General features: G+C 57.6%; 22 protein-coding genes. 13 read left to right on the top strand and 9 right to left on the bottom strand.

The window, feature by feature from the left end; all coding sequences use genetic code 11:
- Positions 1-110: 110 nt before the first annotated feature.
- Genes ACQG2G_RS18470 through ACQG2G_RS18450 form a run of 5 tightly spaced genes read left to right on the top strand, consistent with a single transcriptional unit; the run spans position 111 to position 4,784 of the window.
- On the top strand, positions 111-923 hold the full coding sequence (locus tag ACQG2G_RS18470; RefSeq protein WP_130626681.1) for an ABC transporter ATP-binding protein: 813 nt from the start codon (positions 111-113) through the stop codon (positions 921-923).
- Positions 920-1,903 (top strand): FecCD family ABC transporter permease, encoded by a 984-nt coding sequence (locus ACQG2G_RS18465; protein WP_248078987.1) that lies wholly within the window; start codon positions 920-922, stop codon positions 1,901-1,903. The genes ACQG2G_RS18470 and ACQG2G_RS18465 overlap by 4 nt, the downstream gene beginning before the upstream one ends.
- Positions 1,900-2,940, top strand: coding sequence for a FecCD family ABC transporter permease (locus ACQG2G_RS18460; RefSeq protein ID WP_038983471.1), 1,041 nt, complete (start codon positions 1,900-1,902; stop codon positions 2,938-2,940). Before ACQG2G_RS18465 ends, ACQG2G_RS18460 begins: the two co-directional genes overlap by 4 nt.
- Positions 2,941-2,949: 9 nt before the next feature.
- Positions 2,950-3,900, top strand: a complete 951-nt coding sequence (locus ACQG2G_RS18455) for an iron-siderophore ABC transporter substrate-binding protein (protein WP_061772060.1) — start codon at positions 2,950-2,952, stop codon at positions 3,898-3,900.
- Positions 3,897-4,784 (top strand): MurR/RpiR family transcriptional regulator, encoded by an 888-nt coding sequence (locus tag ACQG2G_RS18450; RefSeq protein ID WP_013098734.1) that lies wholly within the window; start codon positions 3,897-3,899, stop codon positions 4,782-4,784. Before ACQG2G_RS18455 ends, ACQG2G_RS18450 begins: the two co-directional genes overlap by 4 nt.
- A 23-nt stretch (positions 4,785-4,807) precedes the next feature.
- Here ACQG2G_RS18450 and ACQG2G_RS18445 read toward each other — a convergent pair whose 3' ends face one another.
- Positions 4,808-5,647 (bottom strand): helix-turn-helix transcriptional regulator, encoded by an 840-nt coding sequence (locus tag ACQG2G_RS18445; RefSeq protein ID WP_047351846.1) that lies wholly within the window; start codon positions 5,645-5,647, stop codon positions 4,808-4,810.
- 166 nt (positions 5,648-5,813) lie between these two features.
- Here ACQG2G_RS18445 and ACQG2G_RS18440 point away from each other — a divergent pair, with 166 nt between their 5' ends.
- The 3 genes from ACQG2G_RS18440 to ACQG2G_RS18430 are packed head-to-tail and all read left to right on the top strand — an operon-like array spanning position 5,814 to position 10,119.
- Positions 5,814-7,616: a DUF2264 domain-containing protein gene (locus tag ACQG2G_RS18440; RefSeq protein ID WP_248078984.1), complete on the top strand. Its 1,803-nt coding sequence runs from the start codon at positions 5,814-5,816 to the stop codon at positions 7,614-7,616.
- 32 nt (positions 7,617-7,648) lie between these two features.
- Positions 7,649-8,914 carry an oligosaccharide MFS transporter gene (locus ACQG2G_RS18435; protein ID WP_029883029.1) on the top strand — a complete coding sequence of 422 codons (1,266 nt, stop codon included), beginning with the start codon at positions 7,649-7,651 and terminating at the stop codon, positions 8,912-8,914.
- Between the two features lie 17 nt (positions 8,915-8,931).
- Positions 8,932-10,119 (top strand): glycoside hydrolase family 88 protein, encoded by a 1,188-nt coding sequence (locus tag ACQG2G_RS18430; RefSeq protein ID WP_061771935.1) that lies wholly within the window; start codon positions 8,932-8,934, stop codon positions 10,117-10,119.
- 30 nt (positions 10,120-10,149) lie between these two features.
- Here ACQG2G_RS18430 and lysM read toward each other — a convergent pair whose 3' ends face one another.
- The 5 genes from lysM to qseB form a co-directional block, all read right to left on the bottom strand.
- A complete protein-coding gene (gene lysM, locus ACQG2G_RS18425) occupies positions 10,150-10,590 on the bottom strand; it encodes a peptidoglycan-binding protein LysM (protein WP_013098729.1) in 441 nt (146 codons plus the stop codon).
- 85 nt (positions 10,591-10,675) lie between these two features.
- Positions 10,676-10,990 (bottom strand): putative quinol monooxygenase, encoded by a 315-nt coding sequence (locus ACQG2G_RS18420; RefSeq protein ID WP_020689491.1) that lies wholly within the window; start codon positions 10,988-10,990, stop codon positions 10,676-10,678.
- 30 nt (positions 10,991-11,020) lie between these two features.
- On the bottom strand, positions 11,021-11,602 hold the full coding sequence (locus ACQG2G_RS18415; protein ID WP_013098727.1) for an NAD(P)H-dependent oxidoreductase: 582 nt from the start codon (positions 11,600-11,602) through the stop codon (positions 11,021-11,023).
- A 105-nt stretch (positions 11,603-11,707) separates the two neighbouring features.
- On the bottom strand, positions 11,708-13,045 hold the full coding sequence (gene qseC, locus ACQG2G_RS18410; RefSeq protein ID WP_248766625.1) for a quorum sensing histidine kinase QseC: 1,338 nt from the start codon (positions 13,043-13,045) through the stop codon (positions 11,708-11,710).
- Positions 13,042-13,701, bottom strand: a complete 660-nt coding sequence (gene qseB / locus ACQG2G_RS18405) for a quorum sensing response regulator transcription factor QseB (protein ID WP_029883026.1) — start codon at positions 13,699-13,701, stop codon at positions 13,042-13,044. The genes qseC and qseB overlap by 4 nt, the downstream gene beginning before the upstream one ends.
- A 139-nt stretch (positions 13,702-13,840) precedes the next feature.
- Between qseB and ACQG2G_RS18400 the strand changes: the two genes are divergently transcribed.
- The 4 genes from ACQG2G_RS18400 (at position 13,841) to ftsP (ending at position 18,993) form a co-directional block, all read left to right on the top strand.
- Positions 13,841-14,242: a YgiW/YdeI family stress tolerance OB fold protein gene (locus ACQG2G_RS18400; protein WP_020689494.1), complete on the top strand. Its 402-nt coding sequence runs from the start codon at positions 13,841-13,843 to the stop codon at positions 14,240-14,242.
- A gap of 118 nt (positions 14,243-14,360) precedes the next feature.
- The gene (gene parC, locus ACQG2G_RS18395) at positions 14,361-16,619 is read left to right on the top strand and encodes a DNA topoisomerase IV subunit A (protein ID WP_061771814.1); all 2,259 of its coding nucleotides are present in this window, start codon (positions 14,361-14,363) and stop codon (positions 16,617-16,619) included.
- Between the two features lie 164 nt (positions 16,620-16,783).
- Positions 16,784-17,521, top strand: coding sequence for a 1-acylglycerol-3-phosphate O-acyltransferase (gene plsC, locus ACQG2G_RS18390; protein WP_013098722.1), 738 nt, complete (start codon positions 16,784-16,786; stop codon positions 17,519-17,521).
- Positions 17,522-17,580: 59 nt separating this feature from the next.
- On the top strand, positions 17,581-18,993 hold the full coding sequence (ftsP, locus tag ACQG2G_RS18385) for a cell division protein FtsP (protein WP_013098721.1): 1,413 nt from the start codon (positions 17,581-17,583) through the stop codon (positions 18,991-18,993).
- Between the two features lie 619 nt (positions 18,994-19,612).
- Here ftsP and ACQG2G_RS18380 read toward each other — a convergent pair.
- On the bottom strand, positions 19,613-20,638 hold the full coding sequence (locus tag ACQG2G_RS18380; RefSeq protein ID WP_048971459.1) for an IS110 family transposase: 1,026 nt from the start codon (positions 20,636-20,638) through the stop codon (positions 19,613-19,615).
- A gap of 359 nt (positions 20,639-20,997) precedes the next feature.
- Here ACQG2G_RS18380 and ACQG2G_RS18375 point away from each other — a divergent pair, with 359 nt between their 5' ends.
- Positions 20,998-23,175, top strand: coding sequence for a YgiQ family radical SAM protein (locus tag ACQG2G_RS18375; RefSeq protein ID WP_061771388.1), 2,178 nt, complete (start codon positions 20,998-21,000; stop codon positions 23,173-23,175).
- 96 nt (positions 23,176-23,271) lie between these two features.
- Here the strand turns inward: ACQG2G_RS18375 and dkgA are convergent, their stop codons facing one another.
- Both dkgA and yqhD read right to left on the bottom strand, forming a co-directional pair.
- The gene (dkgA, locus tag ACQG2G_RS18370) at positions 23,272-24,099 is read right to left on the bottom strand and encodes a 2,5-didehydrogluconate reductase DkgA (RefSeq protein WP_013098717.1); all 828 of its coding nucleotides are present in this window, start codon (positions 24,097-24,099) and stop codon (positions 23,272-23,274) included.
- Between the two features lie 105 nt (positions 24,100-24,204).
- Positions 24,205-25,368: an alcohol dehydrogenase gene (gene yqhD, locus ACQG2G_RS18365; protein ID WP_013098716.1), complete on the bottom strand. Its 1,164-nt coding sequence runs from the start codon at positions 25,366-25,368 to the stop codon at positions 24,205-24,207.
- Positions 25,369-25,508 lie beyond the last annotated feature (140 nt).

Genomic DNA, 25,508 nt, shown 5'->3' with positions numbered 1-25,508 from the left:
CTTTATCAGGGTGTTTATCCCCTTGACTACTACATGGCGCAGCGGCAAACTCTCAAAAGAGAATGAGTTTTATTTTTATTTGTTCGATTTTTTATTAAGTTGGCATTCACGTGGCGCACAACACCCATAAACCGGGGCTGGTTCTGGAGAACCTCTCCGCGGGCTATCAGAAAAAAATCATCGTCGATGATATCTCCCTTGCGATCCCCCAGCAGAAAATGACCGTGCTGGTAGGGGCGAACGGCTGTGGAAAATCCACGCTGCTGAGCACTATCGCGCGTCTGCTGCAGCCGCTTGGCGGGGCCGCACTGCTTGATGGCAAAGCCATTCACGAGCAACCAACCAGAGCGGTAGCCCGCCAGCTGGGGATCCTGCCGCAATCTCCGCTGCTGCCGGAAGGGCTGACCGTGTTTGAGCTGGTATCACGCGGCCGTTTTCCCTGGCAAAATTTTATGCGCCAGTGGAGCGATGAAGACGAGCAGGCCGTTGAAGAGGCTCTGCACCTGACCGGTACGGCAGAGTTTGCACATCAGCCCGTCGAAAGCCTCTCCGGCGGCCAGCGCCAGCGCTGCTGGATCGCAATGGCCCTGGCCCAGCAAACGCCCTATATCCTGCTGGATGAACCGACAACCTTTCTCGATCTCCGCTATCAGGTGGAGATTCTCGAGCTGCTGCATACCCTGACCCGCCAGCATGGCCGTACGGTGGTGGTGGTGCTCCACGATCTCAACTTCGCCGTCAACTATGGCGATTCCCTGGTCTTTTTACGCCAGGGCAAAGTCGAGGGGGTATTGCATGAAGGCGACGTCTGCACGCCGGAACTCATCAAAGCGGTGTTTGATGTCGATGTCCATATGTCGGTTAATCCCCTGACCGGTAAGCCGTTCTTTATGCCATTCCGCCAGGCGGCGGAAAAATCATGATGCGAACGTCACTGGCTTTCCTGCTGTTTGCCTTGCTGCTGGTGATGGGCGCGATTGCCCACCTGGGTATCGGTGCGCGTGTCATTGCTCCCCAGACGGTGGTGCAGGCCTTGCTTCATTTCGACCCGCGCAATTTCGATCACAACGTGATTGTCAGATTACGCCTGATACGGCTGGCTGCCGCCATGGTCACCGGGGCGGCGCTGGGCGTGGCGGGCGTGTTGTTACAGTCGGTGATCCGTAATCCGCTGGGCGAGCCGCATATTCTGGGGCTTAACGCGGGGGCGGCGCTGGCAGTGGTGCTGACCAGCGCGCTCGGGTTTACCTTGCCGTTTGGCCGCCCGCTGATTGCCGCTGTCGGTGCCGCCGCGCTGTTTATGCTGGTTCTGACGTTCTCCTCTTCAGGGCGAACCGGCCTCACGCCAATGAAAATTACCTTATGCGGCGTGGCGATGTCGGCGTTTGCGTCGTCGATTACCGCCACGGTGCTGATTCTGGATGAACAGACGCTGCTTGCCATGCGCACCTGGCTGGCGGGAGATCTTGCCGGGCTTAACGCGGAGATCGTTCGCAGTGCATCCTGGGTTGCCGCTGTGGGGTTCGCTCTGGCGCTCTGGCTGTCGCCATCGCTCAATATGCTGGCCCTGGGCGACCGGATGGCGCAGGGGCTGGGCGTGTCGCTGCTCAAAACTCGCCTTTTGGCTCTGCTGGCGATTGCGCTGCTTTGCGGCGCAGCCGTCTCCATTGCCGGACCAATTGGTTTTATTGGCCTGGTCGTGCCACAGCTGATCCACCGTCTGGTGTCGGTGGACTTACGCGTGATGGTGCCGCTTTCTGCCCTGTGCGGGGCGCTGGTGTTACTGCTGGCGGATATCGCGGCCCGTACGCTGTTTACGCCGTATGAGCTGGCCACCGGGATCATGACCGCGCTGGTGGGGGCTCCTCTCTTTATCCTGATGGCATCGAGGATGTTCAAATGAGCCGGGCCGGACTGCGTGCATGGCGTGTCGGGCCGTTTTCCGGGCAGGTACGCCCGGCGGCAGTGGCGCGCGTTACGCTTATCGCTCTAATGGGCATTCTCCTGCTGGGGTTTGGCCTGACGCACGGTTCGCTTCCCATTCCCACTTCCGCCATCGGGCGCGCGCTGTTCTCCGGAGAACCCCTGGAGGCCGATGCGCGCTATATCGTGATGGATATCCGCCTGCCACGGCTGCTGATGGCCATTTTAAGCGGCGCGATGCTGGGCATGGCGGGAGCGGCGATGCAGTCCATCACCCGCAACGGCCTGGCCGATCCGGGGCTTATTGGTGTGAAAGAGGGCTGCAGCGCGGCGGTGCTGCTGCTGATTTTTCAGTTCCCTGCGCTGGGGCTGGCCTGGCGTCCGCTGGTCGGGATGGCCGGTGGCCTCATTACCGCGTTGCTGGTGGTGGCGCTGGCCCGCGATATCTCGCGTCCGCGTTTTATTCTGATTGGGATTGGCGTGTCATGGGCTTTCTCTGCGGCAATGGGGATCTTTATGACCACCGCCGACGTGCGCGATGTGCAGACGGCGATGCTGTGGCTGGCAGGGAGCCTGCACGCGGCAAACTGGACGCTGGTCGGTATCGCCGCAGCCTGGGCGGCCCCGGCGTTTGCGCTACTGCTCTTTACCGCCCGCGCGGCTGACGTGGCATTGCTGGGTAACCACGCCGCAACGGGGCTCGGGGTTCGCACCGCACGATTAGCGCTACTGCGCGTTCTCGCGCCGGTGGTGTTAACGGCGGCCTGTGTCTCCTGCGTGGGGAGTATTGGTTTTGTGGGGCTGATTGCGCCACATATGGCGCGTCTGGTGATGCGCGGTGGGCAAACCGCGTTGTTGATGGGCAGTGCCGTGCTGGGGGCGCTGCTGGTGCTGCTGGCGGATACCGTCGGGCGGCTGGCATTCCTGCCGTTGCAGTTACCGGCGGGGATTGTGATTTCACTGATTGGCGGACCGTTTTTCCTGCTGCTGCTCTGGCAGCGTCGGGACAGATTTTAGAGGACTAAGATGCGCGTACTTGTTTCGATGCTTTTGCTGATAGGGTTTGCGGTGGGTGCGGCGGAGCCGACGCAGACGTTCACTGACGATCTGGGGCGTAAGGTGGAGGTGCCGCTTCACCCGAAGCGGATCGTCTCGCTGCACGACCTGGATATCACCATTCCACTGATTGAGCTTGGCGTACCGCCCGTCGCCAGCCATGGCCGCACGCGCCCGGACGGCAGCCATTTTCTGCGCGCCAGCGGCATGCTGACGGGGGTGGATTTCGATAATTCCGACATCAAATTCATCGGCACGGCGGATATCGACATTGAAGCCATTGCCGCCGCCAAACCCGATCTGATCATCACTGAGCCGACCCGCAACACGCCGGTGGAACAGCTGGAGAAGATTGCCCCGACGGTGAGTATCGATCATCTCGATGGCGGTGCACCGGAGATCTACCGCAAGCTGGCGCAGCTCACCGGTACGCAGGCGCGGCTGAAAATCCTGGAGCGCCGCTATCAGGAGCAAATCAAGGCGCTGAAGGCGACCATCGATACGCGCAAAATCACCGTGTCGGTGATTCAGGCTAACCAGGGAAAAATCAATGCCATGCACAGCTACCACTCTTTAGGCCGCGTGCTGCGTGACGCCGGATTTACCTTCCCGCCGCTGATTGAGAAAATCCCTGAAGGGGGACGGATTGATGTCAGCGCCGAACGTCTGCCGGAGCTGGACGCCGATTTTGTCTTTGCCACCTGGCGCGGCGACACCGGGGGTAAACCGCAGGACGAGCTTGCGGCGATGGAGGCGGTGATGCCGGGCTGGTGCCAGTTCCTGAACGCCTGTCGGACCGGCCACTACGTGCTGATTTCACGCGAAGAGGCCATTTCGAACTCCTTCGCCTCTTTAGGGCTGATGGCCGCGCAGGTACAGTCGCAGATTGCCGGGCGGCCATTGCCGGAGGTATCACCGTGATCCGTAAAGAGAAAGGGCGCGTGGATGTTTACGGGGAGCGCTTTCGCGCACGTGCGCATCACCTGACGCCGCGTCTGCTGCAGGTGGCGCGCTACATCAACGAGAACCGGGAAGCGGTGATGGAGCAGACGGCAATGGAGATCGCCACGCTGCTAAAAACCTCGGACGCCACCGTGGTCCGCGCGATTCAGGCGCTGGGTTTTGCCGGGCTGCGCGATCTGAAGCAGACGCTGGAGCAGTGGTTTGGTCCGGTGGTGACATCCAGCGAAAAGATCTCCTCAACGGTCAACACGCTCACCAGCGACGTTAACGCGAGCATCGATTTTGTGCTGGAAGGGCATCAGCACACCTGTGAGGTCTTGTCGCAACCGCACAACCGCTATGCGATGGCGCAGGCGGTGTCGCTGCTGGCGCAGGCCAGGCAGGTGGCGATCTTCGGCATTGGTGCCTCCGGTATTCTGGCCGAGTACACCGCCAGATTATTCAGCCGGATGGGGCTCCCCGCCATGCCGCTCAACCGCACCGGGATAGGCCTTGCCGAACAGTTGATTGCGCTCCAGCGCGGCGATGTGCTGGTCATGATGGCGCAAAAATCTGCACACCGGGAAGGACAAACCACGTTGCGGGAAGCCAAACGTCTGGGGATCCCGACGATTTTGCTGACCAACGCCCTGGACTCGCGTTTCAGCAAAGAGGCCAGCGTGGTGATCCATGTGCCGCGCGGCGGAGAAAAGGGCAAAATCCCGCTGCACGGTACGGTGCTGCTGTGCCTGGAGATGATTATTTTGTCCGTCGCCTCCACCGAGCCGCAGCGCACCATCAAATCCATGAAGCGCATCAACGAGTTTCATCGTGGGTTAAAGCCGGGGAAGAAGAGCGGTTAAAGCATGCCGGGCGCTCACGCCGTTCATCGGTCAGCATGGTTCTTCCGGTACTGCAACGGCGTCTCGCCAATCCCCTTCTTAAACGCGCTGATAAACCACGTCACGTCGGAAAATCCCACCTGGGTGGCAATCTCGCGTACGCTCGCCTCGCTGTGCAGCAGGCGCTCGCAGGCCTTGCGCAGCCTTAGCGTATTCAGATAGTCATGGATCTTCTCGCCCGTTTCCGCATGGAATTTTCGCGATACGTAGCTGCGGGATTTCCCCAGCGTTTCTGCCAGTGCATCCAGGCGAAATTTCTCCTGGTAATGTTCGTCCAGCCAGAACATCACCTGGCTGGCGAGCCCAAGGCTACTGCCCGGCGCACTGGCATTATCGTCCGGGAGCATGGCGAATAAACCAATCAACAGCGCGGCTATTCCCTCGCGGGTTAAAGGCGACGGGTAACAGCCGAGCAGATGATCGACATGGTGATGGCAGTGCGCCAGATCGGCGACCCACGCTCCGGCACCGCGGGCAGAAAGTTTCTGCAGCCGTTGCTGCGTGTGGGGAAAATCGCGCAGGGCTGTAAGCACCGCGTGAGGGTCGAGATGAATAATGGTACGTCGGTAAATCGCTTCTGCCTGCTCATCCACCCTCACTTTATGCAGGGTAAACGGCGGAAAGAAAAACAGCCGCCCGGGGCGCATGGTGTAGTGACGGTTATCGACAATGGCGACGCCAAATCCTTCTTCCACATACAGAATCTCCAGACACTGATGCCAGTGATGGTAACGCACGGTATTGGCAAACAGACGGCTGAATGACACGACGGTGTCATTTAAGGTGATCAGTTCCAGCCGGTCGGAGGTGGGCGTGTCGCGCATAGTGCAATAAAACTCAATTTTCTGCCGTTATATTCTCGTTATAAACCACCTTTTTAAATTTTCTCAACTGGAGGTTTATTTAGCCTTCACGGCTGTGACGTGGCTAACATTTATCCCCCTTGCGGATTCACTATCCTTCGTCGCAGTTGATGACGAGGGCGAGCGTATGTCTAAAAAATCAAATCCATTGTCTTCGCGCCAGGAGGTGGTGGCGTCGTTACATGACCTGCTGGGCGCGCTGGATAAGTCCTTTCCGCAGGATTGTTCACGGTTCTCGCTGGGAGAAACCTGTGCGCACTACCCCACGGAGATTGCGCAGATGGAAGGGCTATCCCGCGCGCTGTGGGGGCTGTTTCCGCTGATGGCGGGCGGCGGGGGCGAGCCGTTTAGTGAGAAGTACCTGACCGCCATTAAGCTCGGCACCGATCCGCAGAGCCCGGGCTATTGGGGGGAAACCGGCCCGTACGACCAGCGTCTGGTGGAGATGGCGGCTTACGGCCTGGGGCTGGCGCTGCTGGGGGATAAGCTCACCCGCCGCTTCAGCGAACGTGAGGTAATGAACCTGCACGCGTGGCTCAACCAGATCACCGATGCGCAGATGCCGGACAGCAACTGGAACTACTTCGCGATTATGGTGCAGCTTGGCTTCAAATGTGCCGGGCTACCGTATGATCCGCGCGCCATCGACCGTCGGTTTGCGATGATGGAGGCGTATTATCTGGGTGACGGCTGGTATTCTGACGGTCCGGGCCGCCCGAAGGATTACTACATCTCAATGGCGTTCCACTTCTACGGCCTGATTTATGCCACCCTCAGCGGTGATGAAAAAAGGGCGGAGGTGTTACGTGAGCGTGCCCGTCAGTTCGCCGAAGATTTTATTTACTGGTCTGCCGCCGACGGCGCGTCGGTACCGTTTGGCCGGAGCCTCACCTATCGCTTCGCGATGGTCGCTTTCTGGAGCGCCGTGGCCTTTTCCGGGCTGAATGTCTTCTCGCCGGGCATCGTGAAGGGCATTGTACTGCGCCATCTTCGCTGGTGGCAGCGGCAGCCGATGACCGATCGCGACGGTATTTTGACCCTCGGTTTTACTTATCCCAACCTGGTGATGTGCGAGGATTATAACGCCCCCGGCTCGCCGTACTGGGCGCTGAAAACGTACCTGATTCTGGCCTTGCCGGAGTCACACCCGTTCTGGCAGGCAGAAGAGCAGCCGCTCCCCTCGCTGGCGGAAAAACGTGTGATCCACCCAGCGCAGCACATCCTGATGCATGCGGATAGCTCACAGCACGTCACGATGCTCACTGCCGGTCAGCTTGAGCTGAATAACTACGTCAACACCGAAGCCAAATACACCAAATTTGCGTACTCAAGCCGCTTTGGCTTCACCCTCGAGCGGGGGCGCTTTGGCCTGAAACATGCCGCCTGCGACTCGATGTTACTGCTGGCGGAGGGGGATAACTACTTCCGCGGGCGTCGTGAATGCGCGGAGGTGCGGGTCGATGAGAACTACCTCTATTCACGCTGGTCACCCTGGCATGATGTCCATGTCGAAACCTGGCAAATTCCCTTTGGCGAGTGGCACGTGCGTCTGCACCGCATTAACAGCGCTCGCACCCTTCAGGCCGTGGAGGGCGGTTTTGCGGTGATGAAAACCGAACCCCACATTCATGAGCGTGGCTGTTACCTGACGGCCAGCAACGGCAGCAGCGTGATTGTCGATCTCTCCCCGGCCATTGCCCGGGAGCCAGACAGCATCGTCACGCCGCCGAACAGCAGCATTATGTTCCCGGAATGCGCATCCATTCCGTTGTTAAAAACCGATCTCCCTCAGGGAGAGAGCTGGCTCTGTTGCGCCGTCGTGGCCAGCGAGAACCCCCCCGCGGCATTGGCACCTGAATTGAAGATGACCCCTGACCAGGTCGCGATCCGCGAACCCGGAGGCGAACGTAAGCTGTCGTTCACATTATAAAAAATCTGACCCTACACGTCGGCGAGGATGATATGAAAAGTGCATCTACAACGAACAGAACCGAATATTACAAAATCAGCAGCTTTATATTTCTCTATTTCTTTACCTGGTCTGCCAGTATTGGGCTATTAGCCATCTGGCTCGGCCAAAAGGCGAATCTCAGCGGCTCGGTAATTGGCACTGTCTTTGCGGTCAACGGTGTCTTCTCAGTCATTCTTAAACCGATCTACGGCTATATTCTCGATAAGATCGGCATGAGTAAATACCTGCTCTATTTCGTGGTTGCCATGTCCGCACTGATGGCGCCGTTCTTTATTTATGTTTACCAGCCGCTGCTGATGTCCAATACCCTGGTGGGGATCATCATTGGCGCGCTCTATTTAAGTTTTGCCTGGTACGCGGGCGTGGCGGCGTGTGAATCCTATTCTGACCGCTTTAGCCGTTTAAACGGTATGGAGTTCGGGCAAATTCGCATGTGGGGATCGCTTGGCTGGGCCGTGGCGTCCTCGTTCTCCGGTCTGCTGTTTAATCTCTCTCCGGCGTATAACTTTATTCTGGGCAGCGTCGCATCCATCATCATGCTGATCGTCCTTGTGAGCCTGAAAGTGAACACTAACTCCGCTCACGCCAGCGAGGTGCTGACCAAAGAGAAAATCGCCCCTGCGGATGTCTATGCCCTGCTGCGTAACCGCAAGTTCTGGGCGTTCTGCCTGTATGTGGCGGGCGTGGCGTGGATGATGTTTATTGCCGAGCAGCAGTTCTCACGCTATTTCGTCACGTTCTTTGACGATATTCACCAGGGTAACGCGGTGTTCGGTTATCTGGGAACCGTACAGTCGGGTATGGAATTTGTGATGTATATGGTGATCCCGCTGTTGGTGAATAGTATTGGTGCCAAGCGTGGGCTGTTAATTGTCGGGCTGGTGGTCGGTGCACGACTGATTATTTCCGGCCTGTGCGATTCCCATCTGTTAATTTCCGTACTGAAACCGCTGTATGGCCTGGAAATATGTCTGCTGCTGGTATCGGTCTTTAAATATATTGCTGAGCATTTCGATAAACGCGTTAACGCCACCATGTATCTGCTGGGCTATCAGGCCATGCTCTACGTGGGCAACGTGGTTGTCTCTTCGCCTGCCGGCTATCTGTATGACCGCATCGGCTTTGAGCACACCTATATCATTATGGGAGCCACGGCGCTGACCTTTACGTTTATCTCTGCCTTTACGCTATCCGCCTGCCAGAGCAAATGGCGCGGTACCCGCTCGCTGAACGCAGCAGAACCCTCATCCCGGTAATTTAAAGGACCCGAAACATGTTAAGTCGTATCAAAGAGGAACACCTGCAGGCTATTCCTGTCCCCGTTGAATCGCGGACATTACGTGATGAACTCAGCTCTGCCCGCAGTCACGTGCTTGAGCTGATTAGCCGTCATTTGGTGGCGTTCGGTGACCGATTCCCGGCAGAAACCTGCCAGAACGGGGTTTATCCGCTGACGGAGAATGTGGAGTGGACCACCAGCTTCTGGACCGGTCAGCTATGGCTGGCGTGGGAGATGAGCGGTGAGACAACGTTCCGCGAGATGGCTGAAAAACACGTGCGCTCGTTTGGCCTGCGCATCGCCGGGCGTAATGATACCAACACTCATGATTTGGGGTTCCTGTATACGCTCTCCTGCGTGGCGGCCTGGCGACTGACCGGCAACCGCGAGGCGCGCGGGTTCGCCCTGCTGGCGGCTGAAGCCCTGCTGGAGCGCTTTCACCCGAAGGCGAAGATTATTCAGGCCTGGGGCGATCTGTCAGACCCGGAGCAGGCCGGACGGATGATAATCGACTGCAACATGAATCTGCCGCTGCTCTACTGGGCGACGGAACAAACCGGCGACGCGCGCTTTGCTAACGCCGCAAAAGCCCACGTGATGCAGGCCGCTACGTACCTGATTCGTGAAGATGCCTCGACGTTCCACACCTACTACATGGACGTGGTTACCGGCGCGCCTCGTTACGGCAACACGCAGCAAGGATACGCGGACGACTCCTGCTGGTCCCGCGGGCAGGCGTGGGGGATCTACGGTTTTATGCTGAGCTATCTCTATACCGGCGATAAGACGATGATTGTGCTGTCAAAACGCCTGGCAAACTACTTTCTTAATCGTCTGCCGGAGGATTATGTCTGCCACTGGGATCTGGCGCTGCTGGGGACAGATGCACTGCGGGATTCCTCCTCGGCGGCCATTGCCGTCTGCGGGCTGCTGGAGCTGGTAAAACAGTTGCCGGTCACGGATCCGGATCGTGAACGTTATCTGGACTGGGCTAAAGGGATTATGTCGTCGCTGACAAAGCACTATCTGATGGGCAAAGACGAGAAGGGGAACGGGCTGCTTAAGCACGCTGTCTATCACCTGGCGAGCAACAAAGGCGTGGATGAGTGTGCGAGCTGGGGCGATTACTTCTACGTTGAGGCGCTGGTGCGGTTCACCCAGAGCTGGAAGCCGTACTGGTAAAAGGTCGGGGGCGCGCCCCCGACGTGTGGGTTACGCCTTAGGAATACGCAGCGTCTGGCCGGGATAAATCTTGTCCGGGCTGGAGAGCATCGGGCGGTTCGCTTCAAAAATCTTGTTGTACTGGTTGGCATCCCCGTAAACGGTTTTGGAGATGGCGCTGAGGGTGTCGCCTGATTTCACCGTATAGTAAGTGGCTTCATCTTTGGCATCAGTGGCGGTGATGTTGTTTTCCACCTCGCTGACGCCCGCAATATTGCCGACGGCGACCTGGATTTTTTCTTTCTGCTCTTGGGTCAGCCCGTCGCCCGTTACGCTGGCTTTACCGTCGGTAACGTTGACCTGCACTTTATCCGCGCCGGGAATGTTGAGTTTCTTGAGATGCTCGGTGATTTTGTCGCTCTGGCCTTTATGATCGGTCAGGTTGTCCCACAGCTTTTCGCCTGCTTCTTTTACGAAGTTAAAAAGTCCCATTCCATCCTCCTGTTAATCATGAAGTCAGAATAAGCATAGCAGGTCAGAGAGATCTCCCTCTCCGAAAGGAGAGGGAAGGCAGGTTTTACACCCCTTGCTCCAGAATACGGATGTGGGTTTCCAGCACGTCACCTTTTACCGCATCGCTCCACGCTTTCATGTGTGCTGTCTGCAGGTGCGCTTCGAGATGCGCCACGGTTTCCCACTGCTCAACCATGATGATGGAGTCCGGCGCGGTGGCCTGGAAGCTGGCGCTGGTTGCGGCGTCAACCATCGGCGCATAGCCGTGGCAGCCTTCTTCTTGCAGTACGGTTGGGATAATTTTCGCGAACTGATCCAGCACCGCCTGGCGGTGATGTTGGCCAGGACGGGTACGGATTTCAGCAATAACGGTAAGCATAATTAACTCCTTCTAATTCCAGGTTACCAGTTAAGCAAAAATTTCAGCCAGATGCTTGCGATATTCTGCGATATAGCGCGGGACGTCAGGCATTTTAATCACGTCGTTGACGATAAAGGTCGGCAGCGGGTCCATGCCGAGGAACTGGTTAGCCTTGTGAAACGGCAGGTATGCGCCGTCTACCCCTACGCCTTCAAAGAACTGATCTTTATCGGTGAACGCGTCCAGCGGGGCGTTCCAGGTCAGGGAGAGCATATATTTCTTGCCCTGAATCAGGCCGCCTGAGCCATATTTTTTAGACGCGTCTGAACGGGTACGGCCGTCGCTGGCATACAGTGAACCGTGGCCCTCAGTGAACACGTCATCCATGTATTTTTTCACGGTCCACGGTGCGCCCATCCACCAGCCCGGCATCTGCCAGATAACCACGTCAGCCCACAGGAAGTTCTGCACTTCGGCTTTCACGTCGTAATGGCTGTCTGCGCGAACAACCTTAACATCATGCCCGGCGTCGCGCAGGAAGCCGTCCGCGACCTCGGTCAGGGTGTCATTCAACTGGCCTTTAGAGTGGGCGAATTCTTTCGCACCGTTGATAATCAGAATGTTGCTCATTATTTGTCCTCGTCGATGAGAGTATGGCGAGTATTCTACGCGCGAGGGCGATACGGTAAAATGAGCAAAATGTGCAAAGTCTTTTGCGTTAAATGCAATAATCCCTTACCAGCACACCTTCACATCAACGCCGCCTTCCGCAGCATTATCCAGTGAAACGCGCATACCGTGCAGGGCAGCAATGCGTTTTACAATCGATAATCCCAGCCCGCTGCCCGTGGCATCCTGGCCGGGTGGACGATAAAAACGCTCGCCAATACGGGCCAACGCCTCGGGGGCGATCCCTGGTCCGTTGTCGCGTACGGAGAAGCAACGGGCGTCCAGCGTAACGTCAACCACGCTGCTGCGCGGGCTGTAACGAACGGCGTTATCCAGCAGGTTACGCACCAGCAGGCTCAACAGCAGCGGCTGACCCGTGCGTTCAGCCTGCGGGGCGTTGATGTTCAGGCGAACGTCGATACCCGCCTGCTGCGCCGGATGCCAGATGTCCAGAACCGCTGATTGCAGTAAATCGGCCATCTTTATCGGTTCGACATCGTCGAGATTTTCCAGAGAGTCCAGACGCGAGAGAGTGAGGAGTTGATCCACCAGCCGGGATGCCCGGTCGATCCCCGCGTGGAGCTGCGAGAGCGCTTTTTCCTGCGCCTGCGGGTCGTCCAGAGAGAGTTGCGCCACGTCGGTTTGCACCTTCAGGGCCGCCAGCGGGCTACGTAATTCGTGGGCGGCATCGGAGGTAAAGCGGCGCTCGCGGCTCATCATCTCCTGGGTTCGGGTAAAGAGGTGGTTCAGGGAGTCCAGAAGGGGGCGCACTTCTGATGGCACGCCCTGTGTCGGCAGAGTGTCGGTGGCATCCGGCGAGCGCAGGCGCAACGTCTGCGCCAGTTTTTTCAATGGCTTAAGCTCCCGGCTCAGCAGGACAATCAGCAACAGCAGCATCACCGGTAGCGCCACCAGCCACGGCGTCAGCTGCGAGCTGACCACATCAAGCGCCATCTCCTGCCGGTATTCCCACTCCTGACCGACCACCACGCGGTACTTCCCGTCCGGCGAGGTCAGCCATAAGAAACGCCAGTCATCGTTGTCGTCTTTGAGCCTGCCGTCATCAAACCCATCGCGGCGATAGTGATACGGGATGTCGCGGCCGTTTTCCCCGTCATTGAGGATCATCGTGCCGTCGGTAGCGTAAATGGCGAAGGCCAGAGCATCGTCGTCCAGGCGACCGTGCTTCACTTTTTTGGGGATCTCGCGCATCCGCTCCGGAGCGCGGATCTCATCCAGATCCATCGTCAGCAGCCGTTTAGCAAACAGCATCTGCTGGGTATCAAACAGCTTATCGAGCTTGTGGGTCGTCTGCTGCCAGGCGACAAGGCTTGCGGCAAACCAGGCCGTCAGCGACAGCAGCAGAAAAAGAAGCGTCAGACGGAGTTTCAGGCTCAGTTTCATGCGTCACCCAGGGTATAGCCGATGCCATGAACCGTGCGGATAAACTCGCTGCCCAGCTTACGCCGCAGATGATGGACGTGAACTTCCACGGCGTTACTGGAGACGTCATCGTCCCACGTATAGAGCTTCTCTTCGATCGCTTTACGCGGCAGGACGCGGCCCGCATTGCGCATCAGTAACTCCAGCAGGGCGAACTCTTTGGGCTTGAGGGCCAGCGTTTCCCCCGCCAGCGTGGCGACGAGGCTTGTCGGGTCGAGCGTCACTTTGCCGTGACGCAGCTCGCTGCGCGTCTGACCGTGGCTGCGACGCACCAGCGCCTCAAGGCGGGCGGCCACTTCGATCAGCGCGAAGGGTTTGCAGAGGTAATCATCGGCCCCCAGGCGTAACCCCTCGACGCGCTGATTCAGCGCATCCCGCGCGGTCAGGATAAGCACCGGCTCGCTGCGCCCGCTTTCGCGCCAGGCGCGCAGGATCGCCAGACCGTCGATCTCCGGTAGCGTCAGGTCAAGCACTACCGCATCGTAAGGGGCAGAACAGAGCGCCGCCTGGCCGGTTTTTCCGTCGGTGAACCAGTCCACGCTGAAGCCCATTTTGCTTAAGCCCGCTTTGATGCCATCACCAATCAGCTTGTCGTCTTCTACCAGTAATATGCGCATATCCCCTCCTTGATGGCGTCAGTAAACCCTCTGGATCCGCCTGCTGTACAGTAAAAAAATATAAATTTTCCCCTTAAGAAGTTGTTAAGGATTACCCTGTTTAATGGATTGCGACACCACATTAAAGGGAGAGAAGAATATGAAAAAATTCGCTGCAATGGCTGCTATCATGATGATGACCACCGCACCGGTCTTCGCTGCTCAGGGCGGTTTTACGGGCCCATCAGCTACCCAACCCCAGACTCAGACGCAGGCAGGCGGTTTTGTTGATAACAACGCCAACCTGACAACGGCCGCGAAAGTCAAAGACCTGAAGGACGACGCCTGGGTGAAGCTGCGCGGGAACATCACCGAACGCCTGTCCGATGACCGCTACACCTTCCGCGACGAGACCGGCACGGTGGTGGTTGAGATTGATCATAAGCGCTGGAACGGTGTGACCGTGTCCCCGCAAGATAAAGTCGAGCTGCAGGGTAAGGTCGATAAAGACTGGAACGAATTTGAAATCGACGTGAAGCAGGTTATCAAGCTGACGAAATAACCCAGAAAGGGCCGCTTATCCGGCCCTTTTTCTTTGTGACTCAACTCGCCAGATAGGGTAGTATCTGCGGCAATATTGCCTGAAACCCATCGGTTTCTGAGTTGAGGAATCACACGTAATGAGCGATATGGCAGAGCGCCTCGCGCTACATGAATTCACGGAAAACGCCTACCTGAACTACTCCATGTACGTCATCATGGACAGGGCATTGCCGTTTATCGGGGATGGCCTGAAGCCCGTTCAGCGTCGCATCGTCTATGCGATGTCCGAGCTGGGGCTGAACGCCACCGCCAAGTTCAAGAAATCCGCCCGTACCGTCGGTGACGTACTGGGTAAATACCATCCGCACGGCGACATCGCCTGCTATGAAGCGATGGTGCTGATGGCCCAGCCGTTCTCTTATCGTTACCCGCTGGTGGACGGTCAGGGGAACTGGGGGGCACCGGACGATCCGAAATCCTTCGCGGCGATGCGTTATACCGAATCCCGCCTGTCTAAATATGCCGAAGTGCTGCTGGGCGAACTCGGCCAGGGGACGGTGGACTGGGTGCCAAACTTCGACGGCACGCTGCAGGAGCCGAAAATGCTGCCTGCGCGTCTGCCGAATATCCTGCTGAACGGCACCACCGGTATCGCGGTCGGTATGGCGACGGACATCCCGCCACACAACCTGCGTGAAGTGGCGAAAGCCGCCATCACCCTGATTGAACAGCCGAAAACCTCGCTGGACGAGCTGCTGGATATCGTTCAGGGGCCGGACTTCCCGACCGAAGCTGAGATCATCACCTCGCGTGCGGAAATCCGCAAAATCTACCAGAATGGCCGTGGCTCCGTGCGCATGCGCGCGGTGTGGACCAAAGAGGACGGCGCCGTGGTGATCACCGCGCTGCCGCATCAGGTCTCTGGGGCCAAGGTGCTGGAGCAGATCGCCTCCCAGATGCGCAATAAAAAGCTGCCGATGGTGGACGACCTGCGCGATGAATCCGACCACGAAAACCCAACCCGTCTGGTGATCGTGCCGCGCTCTAACCGCGTGGACATGGAGCAGGTGATGAACCACCTGTTCGCCACCACCGACCTGGAAAAAAGCTACCGCATCAACCTGAACATGATCGGTCTGGACGGACGCCCGGCGGTGAAAAACCTGCTGGAGATCCTCTCCGAATGGCTGACCTTCCGTCGCGATACGGTGCGCCGTCGTCTGAACCACCGTCTGGAGAAAGTGCTTAAGCGCCTGCATATCCTCGAAGGTTTGCTGGTGGCGTTCCTCAATATCGATGAAGTCATTGAGATCATCCGTACCGAGGACGAGCCGAAGCCCGCGTTAATGTCGCGCTTTGGTATCAGTGAAACCCAGGCCGAAGCGATCCTCGAACTGAAGCTGCGCCATCTCGCTAAGCTGGAAGAGATGAAGATCCGCGGTGAGCAGAACGAGCTGGAAAAAGAGCGCGATCAGCTGCAGGCGATCCTCGCGTCCGAACGCAAGATGAACACCCTGCTGAAGAAAGAGTTGCAGGCCGATGCCGATGCCTTCGGCGACGACCGCCGTTCTCCGCTGCATGAGCGCGAAGAAGCGAAGGCGATGAACGAGCATGACATGCAGCCTTCAGAGCCGGTCACCATCGTCCTGTCCCAGAGCGGCTGGGTGCGTAGCGCCAAAGGCCATGATATCGACGCGCCGGGGCTGAGCTACAAAGCGGGCGACAGCTTCAAGGCGGCCGTGAAAGGCAAGAGCAACCAGCCGGTGGCGTTTATTGACTCCACGGGCCGCAGTTACGCCATCGATCCGATCACGCTGCCTTCCGCGCGCGGTCAGGGCGAACCGCTGACCGGCAAGCTGACGCTGCCGCCAGGGGCGACGGTTGACCACATGCTGATGGAAGCCGACGACCAGAAACTGCTGTTGGCCTCTGATGCGGGTTACGGCTTTATCTGTACCTTTAACGATCTCGTGTCACGTAACCGTGCCGGTAAAGCCATGATCAGCCTGCCGGATAACGCACACGTTATGCCGCCGCTGGTGGTTGAGAACGAGAGCGACATGCTGCTGGCCATCACGTCTGCCGGGCGCATGCTGATGTTCCCGGTCAGCGACCTGCCGGAGTTGTCAAAAGGGAAGGGCAATAAGATCATCAACATCCCGTCGGCGGAAGCCGCGAAAGGTCAAGATGGCCTGGCGCATCTCTTCATTCTGCCGCCGCAGAGCACGCTGACCATTCATGTCGGCAAGCGTAAAATCAAGCTGCGTCCGGAAGAGTTGCAGAAGGTGGTGGGCGAGCGCGGACGCCGCGGTTCGCTGATGCGCGGCCTGCAGCGTATCGACCGCGTGGAGATCGATTCTCCTGCACGCAGCAGCGCGGGCGACAGCGAAGAGTAACGCGTTTCGATCCCCCTCTGTTCCGGAGGGGGATATCCAATAAAATTTCCCGTAAAACCGTTGTTAATTCGTGCGTTGCGATTAACAATACGCGCTCGTAATAAAGTCCTTACCTGGCCACAGGTGAAGTATAATTGTCAGCTGTCAGGGCTTCAGAGGTCGCTATGCTATACATTGTTCGTCTTATTCTTACCGTTATCTACTGCATTCTGGTCTGTGTTTTCGGCTGCATCTATTGCCTGTTCAGCCCGCGTAACCCGAAGCATGTCGCCACCTTCGGCCACATGTTTGGTCGTCTTGCACCGCTGTTTGGCCTGAAGGTTGAAAAGCGTCTGCCGGAAGGGGCGGAGAATTTTGGTAACGCCATCTATATCGCAAACCATCAAAATAATTACGATATGGTGACTGCCTCTAACATCGTGCTGCCGCCGACCGTGACGGTGGGTAAGAAGAGCCTGCTGTGGATCCCCTTTTTCGGCCAGCTCTACTGGCTGACGGGTAACCTGCTGATTGACCGTAATAACCGCGCAAAAGCGCACGGTACCATTGCGGAAGTGGTGAACCACTTCAAAAAGCGCCGCATTTCTATCTGGATGTTCCCGGAAGGTACGCGCAGCCGCGGTCGCGGTCTGCTGCCGTTTAAAACCGGGGCGTTTCATGCCGCAATTGCGGCGGGCGTTCCAATTATTCCCGTGTGTGTTTCCAATACATCGAATAAGATTAATCTTAACCGCCTGAATAACGGGCTGGTGATTGTCGAGATGCTGCCGCCGGTCGATACCAGCAAATACGGTAAAGATCAGGTCCGCGAGCTGGCAGCGCACTGCCGTGAACTGATGGTTCAGCATATTGCTCAGCTCGACAAAGAAGTCGCAGAGAGAGAAGCCGCCGGGAAGATCTAATCCGGCGTTAAAAGGGAAAACGAATTCCCGCGTTGTTAGTCGTTTCAGATGGAGCTTATATGTCACTCAGTCGGCGTCAGTTTATTCAGGCTTCAGGGATCGCCCTTTGTGCGGGAGCGATGCCGCTGACAGCCAGCGCCGCCGGGCAGCAACAGCCGCTGCCCATTCCGCCGTTGATTGAATCCCGTCGCGGGCAGCCGCTATTCCTGACGCTACAGCGAAGCCACTGGTCGTTTACCCAGGGAACCCGCGCGCCGGTCTGGGGTATTAACGGGCGCTACCTTGGGCCGACCATCCGCGTGTGGAATGGCGATGACGTGAAGCTCATCTACAGCAACCGCACGCCTGAAAATGTGGCGATGACCATCAGCGGATTGCAGGTTCCCGGCCCGTTGATTGGCGGGGCCGCGCGCATGATGTCGCCTAACGCCGACTGGGCTCCCGTACTGCCGATCCGTCAGAGCGCGGCGACGCTGTGGTATCACGCTAATACCCCTAACCGCACTGCCCAGCAGGTTTATAACGGCCTGGCCGGGATGTGGCTGATAGAAGACGAGGTCAGTAAATCTCTGCCCATTCCAAACCACTACGGCGTGGATGATTTCCCGGTCATTATCCAGGACAAGCGTCTGGATAACTTTGGCACACCGGAATACAGCGAGCCGGGTAGCGGTGGCTTTGTTGGCGACACGCTGCTGGTCAACGGCGCGCAAAGTCCGTATGTCGAAGTCTCGCGCGGCTGGGTTCGCCTGCGTCTGCTGAACGCCTCTAACTCGCGCCGCTATCTGTTGCAGATGAGCGATGGCCGCCCGCTGCATGTGATCTCTGGCGACCAGGGCTTTTTACCGGCGCCGGTGTCCGTTAAACAGCTGGCGCTTGCCCCGGGTGAACGCCGTGAAATCCTCGTGGATATGACCAACGGCGATGAAGTCTCGGTGACCTGCGGCGAAGCGGCGAGCATTGTGGATCGCATTCGTGGCTTCTTTGAGCCGTCGAGCATTCTGGTCTCCACGCTGGTGCTGACCCTGCGCCCAACCGGTCTCCTGCCGCTGGTGACCGACAGCCTGCCCATGCGCCTGCTGCCGCAGGAGATCATGAGCGGTTCGCCGGTGCGCAGCCGTGATATCAGCCTCGGCGACGACCCGGGCATCAACGGCGCGCTGTGGGACGTTAACCGTATCGACATTACTGCCCAGCAGGGCACCTGGGAGCGCTGGACCGTTCGCTCCGACATGCCGCAGTCGTTCCATATTGAAGGTGTGTCATTCCTGATCCGCAACGTGAACGGCGCGATGCCATTCCCGGAAGACAGGGGCTGGAAAGACACCGTCTGGGTGGATGGTCAGGTTGAACTGCTTGTCTACTACGGCCAGCCTTCCTGGCCGCACTTCCCGTTCCTGTTCCACAGCCAGACGCTGGAGATGATGGACAGGGGCTCCGTAGGGCAAATGTTGGTTAACCCGGCGCCGTAAATTGCTTTTCTCCCTCTCCCTGTGGGCTGAGGGATCCCCATAAATAATGCCTGCACAGACGGCCCCCTCTCCCTTTGGGCTGAGGGTTCCCCACAAAATAATGCCTGCACGGAGGACCCCCTCTCCCTTGAGGGAGAGGGCTGGGGTGAGGGGGAACATACGGCTGTGGAGGTCATTCCGTTCACTTTATGTTCCTTGCTACTCTGTAACGACATAGCCCGTGAACGTGCCAGGGTGGCTCAGTCGCCACCCCCCTGGCGACCCGGGCTCCCGGCGGTAAATCGCCGCTTCGCGGTGCCCTCGGCTTATTCCTTCCGGCTTATCGGGGACGGGCGGAGGTAACATATATGGACGCTCCCGGAATGCAACGTTTTCTTCAGTTCAGCAATTAAACGGGTAGATGCAGCCATATATCCGGTTTCTGATAGGATTTATTTATCCCGAACCATGATGAAATCCGCCAGACAGGTACCAATCATCCTCTTCGGGCTGACTTGCCCTTGTTGCCTCTCGGTGTATCCTGCCTGCGGTCTTACCTGTTTTGCCATCTTCTGAAGTCAACTGCACCTACCAGGACGTAACTCTTTTTCAGCACCTCGTCAGGTTGACTGGCCTTGTGTCAGGCGGCCTGACGAGGCTTATATTCCGTGTCGTGTGTCAGCATTGACCACATTATTCTCGACGTTTTTGCCGCCATCGCGACAACTGCAACATTGTAGTGCTTCCGCTCAAGCAGCCCCTGAAGCCAGGCATTCTCCTCAACTGAGCCTTTCCGGTTGACCCAGGCTGTCAGTGCTCGTGCGCCGTGAACCAGAAGGTATCGGAAATATCCATCTCCGCGTTTGCTTATCCCGCCCAGTTGCTGTTTGCCGCCACTGGAATGTTCTTTTGGTGTCAGCCCCAGCCATGAAGCGAATTGCTTTGCGGTGCTGAATTGTTGGGCATTACCCACTGCTGCTACCACATAAGTGGCCGTTAGCATGCCTACCCCAGGGATTTTGGCCAGTCTCTGGCAGGCCGTCTGCGTTTTATACCAGGAGGCCAGAGCTTCTTCTACCTGTTTAATCTGCTCCTCAAGTTCCCGGATATGGTTAGCCTGTCTGTAGATGCTGGCTCTGACAAAGGGAGATAAACCATTTTCGCTGTCTTCCAGAATGGCTGGTAGCTCACGGGTTAAATGGCTTTGTCCGGCTGCAATCGTAATACCAAACTCAGCAAGTGTGGCTCTTAAACTATTGGAACAGGCGATCCGCTCGCGGATAAGTATTCCCCGTTCAGTGTGTAACGCTAAAACGGCCTGCTGCTCTTCGGTTTTTATCTGTACAAAACGCATATTCGGGCGGGTTACCGCTTCGCAGATTGCTTCAGCATCTGCTGCATCCGTCTTGTTCGTTTTGACATATGGCTTCACATATTGCGGAGGAATCAGTTTTACCTCATGGCCGTGACGACTGAATAATCGTGCAAAATGATGGCTGGACGAGCAGGCCTCCATGCCAATCAGGCAAGGTTCCAGTTGAATGACAAACTGAACGAATTTGGCCCGGGTTAGCCTTTTACGCAAAACTGTATGACCTTCGTGATCGACACCATGAAGCTGGAAAACGTTCTTTGCCAGGTCGATACCAAGAGTTGATACTTTCATGTGGACGCTCCTCATTTTTCAGGACGTATTGCAACGATCCAGTCTGGTACCTTGATACCGCAAAATCTGGAGCGTCCATCTCATTATCCCTGTAAATCCGCCCTCTCGGCGCATCCATGCGCCTCGCCCCGGCCTGCAGGAAACGCCTCAGCGATTTACAGCCGGACCAGGGCGTCGCTGTAAGTCATTTATTTTCCTGAAGCAACATTCATCGCTTTCGGTAAACATTACTGGGGATCCCTCTCCCCTGTGGGAGAGGGTTGGGGTGAGGGCAACAGCCCGCACAATACCCCTTCAATTCCCCCAACGATCCAGCGTATAATCCCCGCCCTTTTGTCTATTTTTTCTTCGGAAGCATTATGAGCGCAATTTCCCTGATCCAGCCGGATCGTGACCTTTTCTCGTGGCCCCAGTACTGGGCGGCCTGCTTTGGACCGGCGCCGTTCCTGCCGATGTCCCGGGAAGAGATGGACCAACTGGGCTGGGATAGCTGCGATATCATTCTGGTCACGGGCGATGCCTACGTTGACCACCCGAGCTTCGGTATGGCCATCTGCGGCCGCATGCTTGAAGCGCAGGGCTTCCGCGTGGGGATCATCTCCCAGCCAGACTGGAACAGCAAAGACGACTTTATGCGTCTGGGTAAACCGAACCTGTTCTTCGGCGTGACCGCCGGCAACATGGACTCGATGATCAACCGTTATACCGCCGACCGTAAGCTGCGCCATGACGATGCGTACACACCGGATAACGTGGCGGGCAAACGCCCTGACCGCGCCACGCTGGTCTACACTCAGCGCTGTAAAGAAGCCTGGAAAGATGTGCCGGTGATCCTGGGCGGCATCGAGGCGAGCCTGCGTCGTACCGCGCACTATGATTACTGGTCTGATACCGTGCGCCGCTCGGTGCTGGTGGACTCCAAAGCCGACATGCTGATTTACGGTAACGGCGAGCGTCCATTGGTAGAAGTGGCGCACCGTCTGTCGCAGGGCGAGCCGGTGAGCAGCATCCGCGACGTGCGCAACACCGCCATCATGGTGAAAGAAGCGCTGCCGGGCTGGCGCGGGGTGGATTCCCGCATCATCGATATGCCGGGCAAAATCGATCCTATCCCGCACCCGTATGGCGAAGATCTGCCGTGCGCCGATAACAAACCGGTTGAGCCAAAGAAAGCGGAAGCGAAGGCAATCGTCGTGCAGCCGCCGCGCCCGAAACCGTGGGAAAAGACCTATGTGCTGCTGCCGTCCTACGAGAAGGTGAAAGCCGATAAGGTGCTCTACGCCCACGCGTCCCGTATTCTGCACCATGAAACCAACCCCGGCTGTGCGCGTGCGTTGATGCAGAAGCACGGCGAGCGTTTTATCTGGATCAACCCACCGGCGATCCCGCTCTCCACCGAAGAGATGGACAGCGTCTTTGCGCTGCCGTACAAACGCGTGCCGCACCCGGCGTACGGCAACGCCCGTATCCCGGCGTATGAGATGATCCGCTTCTCGATCAACATCATGCGCGGCTGCTTCGGCGGCTGTTCCTTCTGCTCCATTACCGAGCACGAGGGGCGCATTATTCAGAGCCGTTCTGAAGATTCGATCATCAACGAGATCGAAGCCATTCGCGATACCGTGCCTGGCTTTACCGGGGTGATCTCCGACCTCGGCGGCCCAACGGCCAATATGTACATGCTGCGCTGTAAATCGCCGCGCGCGGAGCAAACCTGCCGCCGTCTCTCCTGTGTCTATCCAAGCATTTGCGAACATATGGACACCAACCACGAGCCGACGATCAACCTCTATCGCCGCGCGCGTGATTTGAAGGGCATCAAGAAAATCCTGATTGCCTCCGGGGTACGTTACGACATCGCTGTGGAAGATCCGCGCTACATCAAAGAGCTGGCGACGCACCACGTCGGTGGCTATCTGAAGATTGCGCCGGAGCACACCGAAGAAGGCCCGCTGTCAAAAATGATGAAGCCGGGGATGGGCAGCTACGATCGCTTTAAACAGCTGTTCGATACCTACTCAAAGCAGGCAGGGAAAGAGCAGTACCTGATCCCGTACTTCATCTCCGCCCACCCGGGTACGCGCGATGAAGACATGGTGAACCTGGCGCTGTGGCTGAAACAGCGTCGCTTCCGTCTGGATCAGGTGCAAAACTTCTATCCGTCACCGCTCGCCAACTCCACAACCATGTACTACACCGGCAAAAACCCGCTGAGTAAAATTGGTTACAAGAGTGAAGACGTGGTGGTGCCGAAAGGGGATAAACAGCGTCGTCTGCACAAAGCGCTGCTGCGCTACCACGATCCGGCTAACTGGCCGCTGATCCGCCAGGCGCTGGAAGAGATGGGGAAAAAGCATCTGATTGGCTCGCGTCGCGACTGTCTGGTGCCGGCACCAACGCTGGATGAGATGCGCGAAGCGCGTCGCCAGAACCGCCATACGCGCCCGGCGCTGACCAAGCATACGCCGATTGTGCATCAGCGTTCGAATGGTGGGACTACGGGGACGAAAAAAGCGGGAAAACGTAAGATCGGATAACGATGATGCCCTCACCCCTCACCCTAACCCTCTCCCCGAAGGGGAGAGGGAACTTGAACACCCTCTCCCCTTCGGGGAGAGGGCAGGGTGAGGGGATTAACCGCCAAACTGATCCGGATCGGGCCCTAAACGCTTGCCCTGATCCAGTTTCGCAATCTCGCCCAGCTCATCTTTATCCAGGCGGAAATCCCAGACGTCGAAGTTCTCGGCGATGCGCGATGGCGTGACCGATTTCGGGATCACCACCAGGCCGTTGTCCAGGTGCCAGCGAATGACAATCTGCGCCGGGGTTTTGCCATATTTATCCGCCAGATCGCGGATAATTTTCTGGTCGAACACTCCTTCACCGCCCTGAGCCAGCGGGCTCCAGGATTCGGTCTGGATTTTGTGCGTGGCGTTCCAGGCGTGAAGCTGGCGCTGCTGCATCAACGGGTGCAGTTCAATCTGGTTAATCACCGGCACAACGCCCGTTTCGTCAATCAGACGCTGCAGGTGATGAACCTGGAAGTTACAGACGCCGATGCTTTTCACCAGCCCCTCTTTTTGCAGTTCAATCATCCCTTTCCAGGCATCAACATAATGGTCGATAGCCGGAACCGGCCAGTGCATCAGATACAGATCGACGAAATCGAGCTGGAGTTTCTCCAGGCTCTCCTGCAGCGCTTCGCGCGGGCGCTTTTGGTCGTCGTTCCACAGTTTGGTGGTGATAAAAAGGTCGTCGCGGGACATACCGGCGCTGGCCAGTGCTTTCCCCACGCCGTCCTCGTTTTTGTAGGCGGCGGCGGTATCAATGGACCGATAGCCGACTTCCAGTGCTTTATGAATGGCGGAGACGACCTCGTCGTTACCGGCTTTCCATACACCTAGCCCCAACTGGGGCATCACGTTGCCGTCCTGCAGCTTGATTACGGTTTGGTTTGCCATTTTTCCTCCTTCAGGTGCGCATCGCCGGAGGGGGACTCCGGCGATGGGGTGTGCATTAAGTCTGGACGAAATGTCAAAAAACGAAAGGCAGGATGCCAAAAACGCTTAGCGCGCCGCCTCGTAGATACGACGGCTAACGTCCAGCGTAATGTCGCCGTGTTCGCCCAGCTGAGTCATGCCGTGTTCTTCAAGTTTAGCCAGCAGGGCAGGGATAGAGCTGCCATCCAGACCATAACCGGACAGACGCGTCGGCACGCCCAGGCCTTCAAAGAAGTTGCGGGTCGCTTCGATTGCCGCATCGATACGCGCGTCGTCAGAACCTTCGGTGATATTCCAGACGCGTTCCGCGTACTGCAGCAGTTTGGCACGTTTGGTATCACGTTTTTCGTTCCACAGGGCCGGCAGAACCACCGCCAGCGTCTGGGCGTGATCCAGACCGTGCATCGCCGTCAGTTCATGGCCCAGCATGTGGGTTGCCCAGTCCTGCGGCACGCCTGCGCCAATCAGGCCGTTCAGCGCCTGCGTTGCAGCCCACATCACGTTGGCACGCACATCGTAGTTTTCTGGCTCTTTCAGCGCCTTCGGACCCTCTTCGACCAGCGTCAGCAGAATGCCTTCCGCAAAACGATCCTGAATTTTGGCATCCACCGGATAAGTCACGTACTGCTCAACGGTGTGAACAAAGGCGTCGACCACGCCGTTCGCGACCTGACGCGCGGGCAGGGTGTAGGTGTACACCGGATCGAGGATCGCGAATACGGGCTGAACGTGCTCGTTCATAAAGGCCTGTTTGTCTCCGGTGGTTTTACGGGAGATCACCGCGCCTTTGTTGGATTCAGAACCGGTAGCTGGCAGGGTCAGCACGGAGCCCATCGGGATCGCGCTTTTAATGTCGCTGCCGCGGGTTTCCAGGATATGCCATGGGTCGATACCGTCGGCGTAGTGTGCTGCCGCGGCGATGAACTTCGTGCCGTCCAGCACGGAACCCCCGCCGACAGCCAGCAGGAAGGTGATGTTTTCTTCGCGGGCGATTTTCACCGCGTTCATCAGCGTTTCATAAGAAGGGTTTGGCTCGATACCGCCAAACTCGCGCACGTCCAGACCTTCCAGTGCGCTGTAAACCTGATCCAGCACGCCGGTTTTTTTCACGCTGCCGCCACCGTAGGTGATCAGCACGCGGGCGTCAGCGGGGATCTGTGCACGCAGATCGGCGATAGCGCCTTTACCAAACAGGATGCGGGTTGGGGTGTGGAGATTAAAATTATTCATGGCTCGTTCCCTATCGTGGGTGAAAAATCGTGGCGGCGCGGATGGCTACCTGATGCTGCACATTGTGGCTGCCCGGGGATATCCTCTCAATGCACATTCCTGCCGATGTCTTGCCCATTTCTACAGAGCACTGGAGAAAC

The organism is Enterobacter cloacae complex sp. 382A5 (genome assembly GCF_050031095.1).
GTDB lineage: Bacteria > Pseudomonadota > Gammaproteobacteria > Enterobacterales > Enterobacteriaceae > Enterobacter > Enterobacter cloacae.
This window is presented reverse-complemented; position numbering and strand designations above follow the sequence as displayed.